Annotated in this window: 11 protein-coding genes; 10 read left to right on the forward strand and 1 reads right to left on the reverse strand. The window is 70.4% G+C overall.

Translation table 11 applies throughout. The annotated features are described in order from the left end of the window. The first annotated feature begins 18 nt into the window (after positions 1–18). The 9 genes from D0Z08_RS19785 to D0Z08_RS19825 all read left to right on the forward strand — a co-directional run bounded on the left by D0Z08_RS19785 (position 19) and on the right by D0Z08_RS19825 (position 9,223). A complete protein-coding gene (locus D0Z08_RS19785) occupies positions 19–939 on the forward strand; it encodes a glycosyltransferase family 2 protein (protein ID WP_118926981.1) in 921 nt (306 codons plus the stop codon). Then, positions 936–2,510, forward strand: a complete 1,575-nt coding sequence (locus D0Z08_RS19790; RefSeq protein WP_118926982.1) for a hypothetical protein — start codon at positions 936–938, stop codon at positions 2,508–2,510. Before D0Z08_RS19785 ends, D0Z08_RS19790 begins: the two co-directional genes overlap by 4 nt. 103 nt (positions 2,511–2,613) lie before the next feature. Further along, positions 2,614–4,635 carry a threonine--tRNA ligase gene (thrS, locus tag D0Z08_RS19795; protein ID WP_182481399.1) on the forward strand — a complete coding sequence of 674 codons (2,022 nt, stop codon included), beginning with the start codon at positions 2,614–2,616 and terminating at the stop codon, positions 4,633–4,635. A 15-nt stretch (positions 4,636–4,650) separates the two neighbouring features. Next, positions 4,651–5,619: a glycoside hydrolase family 25 domain-containing protein gene (locus tag D0Z08_RS19800; protein ID WP_118926983.1), complete on the forward strand. Its 969-nt coding sequence runs from the start codon at positions 4,651–4,653 to the stop codon at positions 5,617–5,619. A 65-nt stretch (positions 5,620–5,684) separates the two neighbouring features. Then, positions 5,685–6,410 (forward strand): TetR/AcrR family transcriptional regulator, encoded by a 726-nt coding sequence (locus D0Z08_RS19805; protein ID WP_118926984.1) that lies wholly within the window; start codon positions 5,685–5,687, stop codon positions 6,408–6,410. After that, positions 6,407–6,940 carry an HIT family protein gene (locus D0Z08_RS19810; protein ID WP_118926985.1) on the forward strand — a complete coding sequence of 178 codons (534 nt, stop codon included), beginning with the start codon at positions 6,407–6,409 and terminating at the stop codon, positions 6,938–6,940. Before D0Z08_RS19805 ends, D0Z08_RS19810 begins: the two co-directional genes overlap by 4 nt. 10 nt (positions 6,941–6,950) lie before the next feature. Next, complete coding sequence (gene pgsA, locus D0Z08_RS19815; RefSeq protein WP_118926986.1) at positions 6,951–7,598, forward strand: phosphatidylinositol phosphate synthase; 648 nt, start codon at positions 6,951–6,953, stop codon at positions 7,596–7,598. Between the two features lie 10 nt (positions 7,599–7,608). After that, entirely contained in the window at positions 7,609–8,502 is an 894-nt protein-coding gene (pdxS, locus tag D0Z08_RS19820) for a pyridoxal 5'-phosphate synthase lyase subunit PdxS (protein WP_118926987.1), read from the forward strand. A gap of 100 nt (positions 8,503–8,602) precedes the next feature. Next, the gene (locus D0Z08_RS19825) at positions 8,603–9,223 is read left to right on the forward strand and encodes a hypothetical protein (RefSeq protein ID WP_118926988.1); all 621 of its coding nucleotides are present in this window, start codon (positions 8,603–8,605) and stop codon (positions 9,221–9,223) included. Positions 9,224–9,244: 21 nt separating this feature from the next. On the opposite strand, the gene D0Z08_RS19830 is transcribed toward D0Z08_RS19825, so the two are convergent. After that, positions 9,245–10,066 carry a hypothetical protein gene (locus D0Z08_RS19830; RefSeq protein ID WP_118926989.1) on the reverse strand — a complete coding sequence of 274 codons (822 nt, stop codon included), beginning with the start codon at positions 10,064–10,066 and terminating at the stop codon, positions 9,245–9,247. A 168-nt stretch (positions 10,067–10,234) separates the two neighbouring features. Here D0Z08_RS19830 and D0Z08_RS19835 point away from each other — a divergent pair, with 168 nt between their 5' ends. Further along, positions 10,235–10,786 carry an alternate-type signal peptide domain-containing protein gene (locus D0Z08_RS19835; protein WP_118926990.1) on the forward strand — a complete coding sequence of 184 codons (552 nt, stop codon included), beginning with the start codon at positions 10,235–10,237 and terminating at the stop codon, positions 10,784–10,786. Positions 10,787–10,909 lie beyond the last annotated feature (123 nt).

Here is a 10,909-nt window from a genome sequence, read left to right on the forward strand (position 1 = left end):
CCCCGCCATCGTGCCCGCATGCTGTGGGTGGTGGTGCCGGCGTACAACGAGGCCGACAGCCTTCCGGTCGTCGTCCCGTGGATCCTCGAGCAGGTCCGGGCGATCGATCCGAAGGGCCAGGTGCTCGTCGTCGACGACGGCTCGACGGACGCGACCGTCGCGGTGATGGGCGAGGCGATCGCGGGCGCGGACGGCGTACGGCTGGAGAGCCTGCGGCACAACCGCGGCAAGGCCGCCGCGCTCCAGCGCGGGTTCGCCATCGCCCTCGCCGAGGGCGCGACCGAGATCGCGATGATGGACGCCGACGGCCAGGACGACCCGGGGGAGCTGCCGCGGCTGGTGGCGCGGCTCGAGGACGGCGCGGACCTGGTCACCGGCGCCCGGCTGGTACGCCGTGACCGGTTCGTGAAGCGCACGACCTCCAAGCTCTACAACGCCACCACCGGCCTGATCAGCGGCGCGCCCGGGCGCGACTTCAACTCCGGCTTCAAGCTGATGCGCGCGGAGGTCGCCGAGGACGTCTCTCCGATGCTGTACGGCGAGATGCACCGCTACCTCACCGTGATCGCCCACCACTCCGGGCACCGCGTGGCGGAGGTCCCCGTCGAGCACCACCCGCGGATCGCCGGACGCTCGAAGTACGGCGTGGCCCGCTTCTGGCGCGGCTTCGCCGATCTCGTGACGGTGCGCTTCCTGCTGGCCTACGAGGACCGGCCGTCCCACCTGTTCGGCGGTCTCGGCCTCGTCAGCATGCTGCTCGGCAGCCTCGCGCTCGCCTACCTCGGCGTCCTGAAGGTCACCGGTGACGCGATCGGCGGCCGCCCACTGCTCATCACCGCCGTGATGCTCGTGACCGTGGGCCTCCAGCTGGTGCTCTTCGGCCTGCTCGCCGAGCTCGTCGTCCACGCCCGCAACGTCAACCGGCGCGAACGCCTGTGAGACCCGAACCACCGAAGCCCCTGCTCGTCACCGCACTCGTCGCCGTCGTCGGCGGCATCGGCATGACCCTGGTCGGCGGCTGGATCACCGGCATCTCCTGGGACGAGACCTTCCACGTCCAGCGGCTCGAGAGCTATCTCGCCGACGGGTGGTACCTCCTCCCGCAGGACCTCACCGGCGGCGAGCCCGATCCCGACTACAACGCCACCCACGTGTACGCGCCGGTCACCGCGCTCGTCGTCCACGGCTGGGCGATGCTCTGGGGGACCGACACGGCCGGCACTGTCGGCACCACCGCCGAGGCGTACGCCGTACGCCACCTCGCCGTCGGCCTGATCTCGGTCATCGGCGTGCTCGCCACCGCGGCCACCGCCCGTCTGGCGCTGGGATCGTGGCGGTGGGGCGCGGTCGCCGCCGGCGTGATGGTCGCCACCCCGATGTGGACGGGCCACGCGATGTGGAACATCAAGGACGTCCCGGTCGCGACCGGCTACGCCCTCGTCACGCTCGGCCTGGTCCTCGTGCTCCGCGATCGGGACCGTACGGCGTACGCCGGCGCGGTCGTCCTCCTCCTCGGCGCCGCGCTCATGGTCGGCACCCGCCCGGGCATGTGGGCGGGGCTCGCGGCGAGCGCCGGCATCGCCGTACTGCTGCTCTGGTTCGGCGGCCGGCGACGGCGGATCCTCCTGCTCGCCGGCGCGCTGGCCGCGGCGTACGCCGCGTTGTGGGCGATCTACCCCCACGCCTTCGCAGACCCGGCAGCGCTGCTGTGGGGATCGGCGACGGAGTCGGCGGACTTCAACGAGACCGACGGCCACTGGTGGTGGATCCCCGCGATGACCTTCACCGAGGTGCCGTGGCTGCTGCTCGCCGCGTCGATCCCGGGAGTGCGGGTCGTCGCGCGGGAGATCCGGGCCCGCACCGAGCTCGGCGACGTCGGCGCCCTGCTGGCGACCCAGGCGCTGGTGCTGCCCGCGCTCGCGATCGTGATGGACTCGAACGTCTACACCGGACTGCGCCAGTTCCTCTTCGTCGCGCCGGCGATGAGCGTGGTCGCCGCGATCGGGCTGGCCTGGCTGGTCGCGCAACCGAGCCTCGGGCGGCTGGCGCCCCGGACGGTCGGGGTCCTGGCAGTCCTCGCGATCGCCGTACCGACCCTCGACCAGGCCCGCCTGTTCCCCTACAACTACGCCTGGGCGGCGCCGGTGCCGGACGCGGTCGGTCTCGGCTACACCACCGACTACTGGCGGACCAGCGTGCGCGCGCTCGCTCCGGCGATCCCTCCGGACGCACCCGTGGTCTGCGGGCCGGTGCTGCAGGACGACGGCACGGTCAACGAGGAGGACGCCAAGGCAGCCGACTGCCTGACCGACGAGATCGGGCCGCTGTTGCCGTACGTCGACGAGCGGGCGGGGGAGTGGAGCGGCGAACCGGGCCACTTCGTGATCGTCGTCAGCGGCGAGCTGTTCCTGCCGGACAACTGCGCGGTGCTCGCCGCGGTGGACCGCTGGGCGCACCTGCGGCGGCAGCGGATGGGGTACGTCGCGGAGTGCTGGCCTGCCGACGGGTGAACCAACGCTTACTCCCGCGCGTCCCACGGGTAGTGGTCGATACGATCGGTGCACGACCCCGCACCAGCGGCCGGTCGCTCCGTCAGCATCTGAAGAGGTCACTGTGTCCGACATCAAGGTCGTCCTGGTCCCCGCCGACGTGCGCGAGGCCGACGGGACGACCACGCTGAACGTCGGCGCGGGCACCCGGGCCTGGGAGCTCTTCAAGGACACCCCGGACGTGATCGCCGCCCGGGTCGGCGGCGCGCTCAAGGACCTCTCCTACGAGCTCGCCGACGGTGACGAGGTCGAGGGCGTCGCGATCGACAGCAGCGACGGCCACGACATCCTCCGCCACTCCTGCGCCCACGTGCTGGCGCAGGCCGTCCAGGACCTCTACCCGGACGCCAAGCTCGGCATCGGCCCGCCGATCAAGGACGGCTTCTACTACGACTTCGACGTCGAGGTGCCTTTCCACCCCGACGACCTGGCGAAGATCGAGACCCGGATGCGCAAGATCGTCAAGGACAACCAGCGGTTCTCCCGCCGGGTGACCAACGACGACGACGCGCGGGTCGAGCTCGCCGACGAGCCCTACAAGCTCGAGCTGATCGGGCTCAAGGGCGGCCTCGACAAGCTCGACCAGCAGGGCCACGGGGTCGAGGGCGCGAGTGCCGAGGTCGGCGGTGGCGAGCTGACCATCTACGACAACATCGACCGCAACGGCGAGGTCGCCTGGAAGGACCTCTGCCGCGGCCCGCACCTGCCCACCACGAAGCGGATCCCGGCGTTCAAGCTGATGCGCTCCGCGGCGGCGTACTGGCGCGGCGACGAGAAGAACAAGCAGCTCCAGCGGGTCTACGGCACCGCCTGGGAGACCAAGGAGGCGATGGAGGCCTACCTCCACCGGCTCGAGGAGGCCGAGAGGCGCGACCACCGCAAGCTCGGCCGCGAGCTCGACCTGTTCAGCTTCCCCGACGAGATCGGCTCCGGCCTGCCCGTGTTCCACCCCAAGGGCGGCGTGATCAAGCGGGTGATGGAGGACTACGTCCGCCAGCGCCACATCGAGGAGGGCTTCGAGTACGTCGGCACGCCCCACATCGCCAAGGAAGGGCTGTTCTACACCTCCGGGCACCTGCCGTACTACGGCGAGGCCATGTTCCCCGCCCTCGACGTCGACGGGATGGACTACCGCCTCAAGGCGATGAACTGCCCGATGCACAACTTGATCTACCGGTCGCGGCAGCGGTCCTACCGCGAGCTGCCGCTGCGGCTGTTCGAGTTCGGGCACGTGTACCGGCACGAGAAGTCGGGCGTGGTCCATGGCCTCACCCGCGTGCGCGGCTTCGCCCAGGACGACTCCCACTCCTACGTCACCCCTGAGCAGGCGCCGGCGGAGATCAAGCACCTGCTCGACTTCTGCCTCGGCCTGTTCCGCGACTTCGGACTCGACGACTTCTACCTGGAGCTGTCCACCCGGGACGAGACGAAGCTGGACAAGTTCATCGGCTCCGACGAGGACTGGGCGGTCGCCACCCAGGTGCTCGCCGACGTCGCCACCGCATCCGGCCTGGAGCTGGTGCCGGACCCGGGCGGCGCTGCCTACTACGGACCGAAGATCTCGGTCCAGGCCCGCGACGCCATCGGTCGGACCTGGCAGATGTCGACGATCCAGTACGACTTCAACCAGCCGTCGGCGGACCGGTTCGCACTCGAGTACGTCGCCCCCGACGGCTCCAAGCAGCAGCCGGTGATGATCCACTCGGCCAAGTTCGGCTCGATCGAGCGCTTTGTCGGCGTCCTCGTCGAGCACTACGCCGGCGCCTTCCCTCCGTGGCTCGCCCCGGTGCAGGTGGAGGCGATCCCGGTCGCCGACACGTTCACCGACTACCTGTACGACGTGGCACGGCAGATGCAGGCACGCGGCATCCGGGTCGAGGTCGACGACTCCGACGACCGGATGCAGAAGAAGATCCGCAACGCGCAGCTGCAGAAGGTGCCGTTCATGCTGATCGCCGGCGCCGACGACTATGAGTTGGGCGCGGTCAGCTTCCGCTACCGCGACGGCCGCCAGGACAACGGCGTGCCGGTCGCGGAGGCCATCGAGCGGGTCGCTGCGGCGATCGCCTCTCGCGAGCAGGTCTAGATGAGGGGGGCCGGGGTGCGTCGCGCGGCTTCGGCCCTCGCGCTCGTCGTCGTCATGGGCGGCGTGGCCGCGTGCGCCGAGCCGACGGACGAAGCACCCGACGCCGAGCCGACGACGGAGCAGACCCAGAAGGACCGCAAGAAGAAGAAGGGCGATCCCCGCGACGGTGACCCCGGCGACCCCGGCGCCGACGCGAGCAGCCTGGCCAACATGGCCGAGGACCTGGCCAACGAGAACCGCGGCACCATCGAGCCCCGGCTCGAGCCGGTGCAGGGCGCCGACGTGAGCTGGCCGCAGTGCCCGAAGGGGATGGGCATCCCGGAGAAGCAGTCCAAGGGACTGCCGATGCCGGTCGACGAGGCGGAGTTCGTCGTACTCGGGCTCACCAACGGCCCGGGCTTCACCCCGAACCCGTGCCTTGCCGACCAGGTCGCCTGGGTCGAGGACCGTGAGCTGATGGCGTCGGCGTACGCCGTGGCCAGCTATCCCGACGCCGCCACGCTCGAGAAGTACTCCTGGGACGGCCCCTACAGTGGCGACACGAAGAAGGGCCAGCTGCGGAACGTCGGGTACCAGCAGGCCCGGTTCAACCTCGACACGATGGTCGACGCCGGCCTGCAGACCCCGGTGGTCTGGATCGACGTGGAGCCGGTGCCGTTCTTCGAGTGGAGCGGCGACCCGGCCGCCAACGCGGCGGTCGTCGAGGGCGCGGCCCGCGCCTACACCGACGCCGGCTACGGGATCGGGATCTACTCGACGCCGTACCTCTGGGAGACGGTGGTCGGGAGCTACCGCCTCGGCGTCGCCGAGTGGCGGGCGGCGGGGGAGACCTCGCGGGAGGAGGCGCTGAACCGGTGTGGGCAGGACTGGTCGATCCAGGGCGGCGCGCCCGTGATGGGCCAGTGGGTCGAGGGCAACCGCGACCACAACATCACCTGCCCCGACATCGCGCTCGACCTCGGCAAGTGGTTCCACCAGTACTGACTGTGACGGCGCGTTACCCTTCCTGACAGGACCGACCGGGCGGGCACGAGAGAAGCGGATCACGGATGGCGGAAGAGCAGGGCGACCTCGAGTACGGCGGCGACGGTCGCAGGCTCCGGTGGTTGGCGCACAACCAGGCGCGGCGGCGGGTCATCATCGACGCCGCGATCCGGGTTCTCGAGCGGTCCGAGCCCGGCGAGGACATCCAGGTCCAGCTGATCGCCGAGGAGGCAGGGCTGGCCCGCACCGTCCTCTACCGCCACTTCCACGACCGCGTCGACCTCGACCTCGCCGTCCAGCAGAAGATCTGCAAGGACCTCGGCGAGCGGCTGCTCGTGACGCTGTCGTACGACGCACGCCCGGTCGAGATCATCCGCAACATCGTCAACGGCGTCGTGGGCTGGGCGACCGAGCACCCGACGCTGTTCTGGTTCATCGAGCTCGAGCTCCCGGGCCCCGGCCCGCACCCGCTCTCCGAGGCGATCGAGCAGATCGCCGAGCAGATCGAGGCCCTGATGAACACGGTTGTCGACTACTTCGGTGTCGAGCTGAGCGCCAACGACCGGGCCAGCCTCGACCCGTGGGTGTTCGCCCTGATCGGTGCGGTCTTCTCGGGCGTGAAGCGGTGGCGGTCGCGGCTCGAGGTCGCACCGGGGGCCGGCGACTTCGCCAAGATGCTCGCCGACTCCATCTGGGTCCAGATCAAGGGGACGGCGGAGATGCGCGGGATCGTCGTCCCCGACGTGCCGCTCGTCGAGCTGCTGCAGGTGATGGAGCAGTCCAACCAGTGACCGATCCCGACGGACTGGAGCGTCTCTGGACGCCCCACCGGCTGGCCTACGTCACGTCCGACGAGCCGGCCCGTGATCCCGACCTGCCCGCGTGCCCGTTCTGCCGGATCACGCCGGACCCGGAGGCGTCGGTCGACGACGAGCTGGTCGTCGTACGAGGTGAGACGTCGTACGCCGTGCTCAACCTGTACCCGTACAACCCCGGTCATCTGATGGTGCTGCCCTACCGGCACGTCGCCGACTACACCGACCTCGACGACGCCGAGACGGCCGAGCTCGCCCTGCTGACCAAGCAGGCGCTGGACACCATCCGTCGGGTCTCGCAGCCGCACGCGTTCAACGTCGGCATCAACCTGGGGGGAGCGGCCGGCGGGTCGCTCTCCGGGCACCTCCACCAGCACGTCGTCCCGCGCTGGTCCGGCGACGCCAACTTCATGACCGTGCTCGCCGGCACCAAGATGCTCCCGCAGCTGCTCAGCGACACCCGCGATCTGCTTGCCGGCGCGTGGAGCCACGGCGGCATGCCCTAACGTCTGCGTCGTGCTCGACAGGTTCAAGGACTTCTGGCAGGGCGTCGTGCTCATGCCGTTCGTCAAGCTCTTCATCAAGCTCGGCATCAGCCCCGACGCGGTGACGCTCGTCGGCACCCTCGGTGTCTGCGTCGGCGCGCTGGCGTTCTTCCCGCGCGGCGAGCTCCTCTACGGCGTCCTCTTCATCACGGCCTTCGTCTTCAGCGACCTGATCGACGGGAAGATGGCACGGGTGCTCGAGCGGAAGTCGCGCTTCGGCGCCTTCTGGGACTCGACCCTGGACCGGATCGGCGACGGCGCGATCTTCGGCGGACTCGCCCTCTACTTCGCCGGCCCCGGGGACAGCTACCTCTACCTGTGCGTGACCCTGTGGTGCCTGGTGATGGGCTCGGTCACGTCGTACGCCCGGGCACGTGCGGAGTCGCTCCAGATGGACGCCAAGGGCGGCCTGGCGGAGCGGGCGGACCGGCTGGTCTCGATCCTGGTGATGACGGGTCTCGGCGACCTGTTCGACCTCCCGATCCTGATGTTCGTCACGCTCTGGGCGCTCGCCGCGGCGAGCGCCTACACGGTCGTTTTCCGGGTGCTCAAGGTCTACCGCCAGGCCGCTGTCTTGGACGGCACCCTCGATGCGGGGGAGAAGCCGCCCGCGGCCTAGAATCGGTGGCATGAGCGAGCAGCACGAGTTGGGCACCACCAAGGTCAAGCGCGGCATGGCCGAGATGCTCAAGGGCGGGGTGATCATGGATGTGGTCACCCCCGAGCAGGCCAAGATCGCCGAGGACGCCGGCGCGGTCGCGGTGATGGCGTTGGAGCGGGTCCCGGCCGACATCCGCGCCCAGGGTGGCGTGTCGCGGATGAGCGACCCGGACATGATCGACTCGATCATCGAGACGGTCTCGATCCCGGTGATGGCCAAGGCCCGGATCGGTCACTTCGCCGAGGCCCAGGTGCTGCAGTCCCTCGGGGTCGACTACATCGACGAGTCCGAGGTCCTGACCCCGGCCGACTACACCAACCACATCGACAAGTGGGCCTTCACCGTGCCGTTCGTGTGCGGTGCGACCAACCTGGGTGAGGCGCTGCGCCGGATCACCGAGGGCGCGGCGATGATCCGGTCCAAGGGCGAGGCCGGCACCGGGGACGTGTCCAACGCGGTCACCCACATGCGCACCATCCGCGGCGAGATCCGCCGGCTCGGGGCACTCGAGGACGACGAGCTCTACGTCGCGGCCAAGGAGCTCCAGGCGCCCTACGACCTGGTGGTCGAGGTCGCCCGGGCCGGGAAGCTCCCGGTGGTGCTGTTCACCGCCGGTGGCATCGCCACCCCCGCGGACGCGGCGATGATGATGCAGCTCGGCGCCGAGGGCGTGTTCGTCGGGTCGGGGATCTTCAAGTCCGGCAACCCCGCCCAGCGGGCCGAGGCGATCGTGAAGGCCACCACCTTCCACGACGACCCCGACGTCGTCGCCAAGGTCTCCCGCGGCCTCGGCGAGGCCATGGTCGGCATCAACGTCGAGGACATCCCCCAGCCCCACCGCCTCGCCGAGCGCGGCTGGTAGAGCAGGTCCGGAGGGCCCGTTGCATTACTGACGGGTCGGGTGGACGCTGGGGTGACCGGCGGTGCCGTCGGGGCGCTGCCCCGTTCGGACGGAGATCCCCGTGTTCGCTCGCTCCTCCACCTTCAGCGGCGACCCCGCCGGCATCGACGACGGTGTCGCGTTCGTCCGCGACGAAGTGATGCCGATGCTCGGCGAGATCGCCGGCTGTGTCGGGCTGTCGATGATGGTCGACCGTGAGACAGGCGAGTGCATCGTCACCACCTCGTGGGAGAGCGCCGACGCGATGCGCGCCAGCAGCGACCGGCTGACCGCCGTACGCGGACGCCTCGGCGGAATGCTCCAGGCACCGGCATCGGTGCAGGAATGGGAGATCATGGCGATGCACCGCACCCACAAGACCGAGGAGGGCGCGGGCTGTCGCGTCACCTGGTTCCGCACGGACCACGCCGACGTCGACCAGGGCATCGACATCTACCGGACCGCCCTGCTGCCCCGGATCGAGATGCTGCCGGGCTTCTGCAGCGCGAGCCTGATGGTCGACCGCTCCCGCAGCCGGGCCTGCTCGACGGCGTCCTTCAACACCTTCGAGGCGCTCGACGCCTCACGCGAGGAGGCGTGGGCGATCCGCGATGCCGGCGTCCGCGAAGCCGGCGTGGACGTCATCGACGCGTCCGAGTTCGAGCTCGTGATCGCGAACCTGCGGGTGCCGGAGCTCGTCTGAGCCCCAGCGACGGCCGGGCGCTCACCCTGAGCTGCGAAGCTCAGGACAGGGGAGGAGCGCCCGGTCGTCGGCGCCGAGCGCGTCGTAGTCGCCGACGAGCTCGAGCACCGAGCCGTCGACGTCGAGATAGACCCGGAAGTCGTACTGGTCCTGCGCCCACCACAGCTGCGGCTCACCGCCGTCGGCGACGGTGTACTCGCCCGACGGCTCGCCCATCAGCGCCACGATCTCGTCACGGGTCTGGTCGGCCGAGAGGGTGCACCAGGCGGCGACCCAGCGCGCGGGACCGGATACGCCGTCGTCGTCGCTCCCGTCGCCGGTGCGGTCCTCGGTCGAGAACACCCGCCAGTGCGCTCGGTGGTAGACCATCCGGACGGTCTGGTGCGTCTCCTCGCCCGGGCCGAGGTGGACCTCGAGCAGGGCGTCCTCCTCGGTGACCTGGGTGACCGCGACGTCAACCAGCTCGCTGCGGAACTGCGGGTCCTCCCAGAGCAGGGCCTCGAAGCCCGTGCACGGGTCACCGAGCGAGGCGCGGTCGACCAGGATCGCCTCGTAGCGCAGCTCGATCGTGAACTCCGGCGCCTGGAGCGCGCACGCCGCGGCGGCGTCCTGCCGGGCGAGCGCCGCGACCCAGTCTGCGTAGGCCCGGGCCGGCTCCTCGCCCGGGATCTGGTCGGTCGGCTCGGCGGAGGATGACGGCTCGACCGTCGTCGACGAGTCCGCGAGGGTACGGCGCTGCTCGGCCTGATCCGCCTCGTCGCCGCACGCGGCGAGCAGCCCGACCGTCACGATCGCGATCGGCAGCGCCCACCTTCGGCGCCCGTTCGGTCCCGCTGGGTGCATCCGATCCTCCGTCCGGTCCGGACGGACTCTACGCATTGGTCCCTTCTGACTAGGAGCCGGAGATCGACCGATCAGTCCTGGGACGAACGCCCCCCGGCCGGGACCATCTGCCTGCATTGTCGAGAGATTCAGGGGTCCGGCAGGGCCCGCAAGAGCGGAGGGGGAATCATGAAGAAGACAACGAAGGGCGCCCTGGCGGCGGCGGCCGCGGCTGCACTGATGGTCGGCGGCGCCGGCACGCTCGCGTTCTGGACCGACGACGAGACCATCCCGGGCGGAACGATCGACGCCGGTCATCTCGACCTGGTCACCGACACGACCAACACTGGTTGCGGCGCCTGGGTGCTGGACTCCGGCGAGCAGGCCCCAGAGACCTGGGCCAACGGTGCCCCGCTCGTCCCGGGCGACGTCCTGACCAAGGAATGCCTGTTCACGATCGACGCCCAGGGCAACCACCTGCGGGCGACGGTCGCGGCCAGCGCCCCTGCCGCGACCGGAACCCTGGCCGCGGGGCTCGCCATCGACGCCACCGACATCACCGTCGGCGGTGTCGCTGACACCGAGTTCACCGAGGCCGACGACGGCGCGGCCCTCGGCGTCACGGTCACCGTCGAGTTCACCGACCCGGGCGTCGCGGACAACACCTACAACGACCCGGCGACGGACATCACGGCTGTGCTCAACGACATCACCGTGACCGCGACCCAGGTGCACAGCTAGCCTCGACGTTTCACGGGGCGGCTCGCTGAGCGGTTCGGTGCCGTGGCGCTGATCGGGATCCGTTTCGGGCGTGCGCGATCGCCGGCGCTGGTGCCGCCGGTTCTCCGGGTCTTGGTCGTGGGA

It is taken from the genome of Nocardioides immobilis, assembly GCF_003515065.1.
GTDB lineage: Bacteria > Actinomycetota > Actinomycetes > Propionibacteriales > Nocardioidaceae > Nocardioides > Nocardioides immobilis.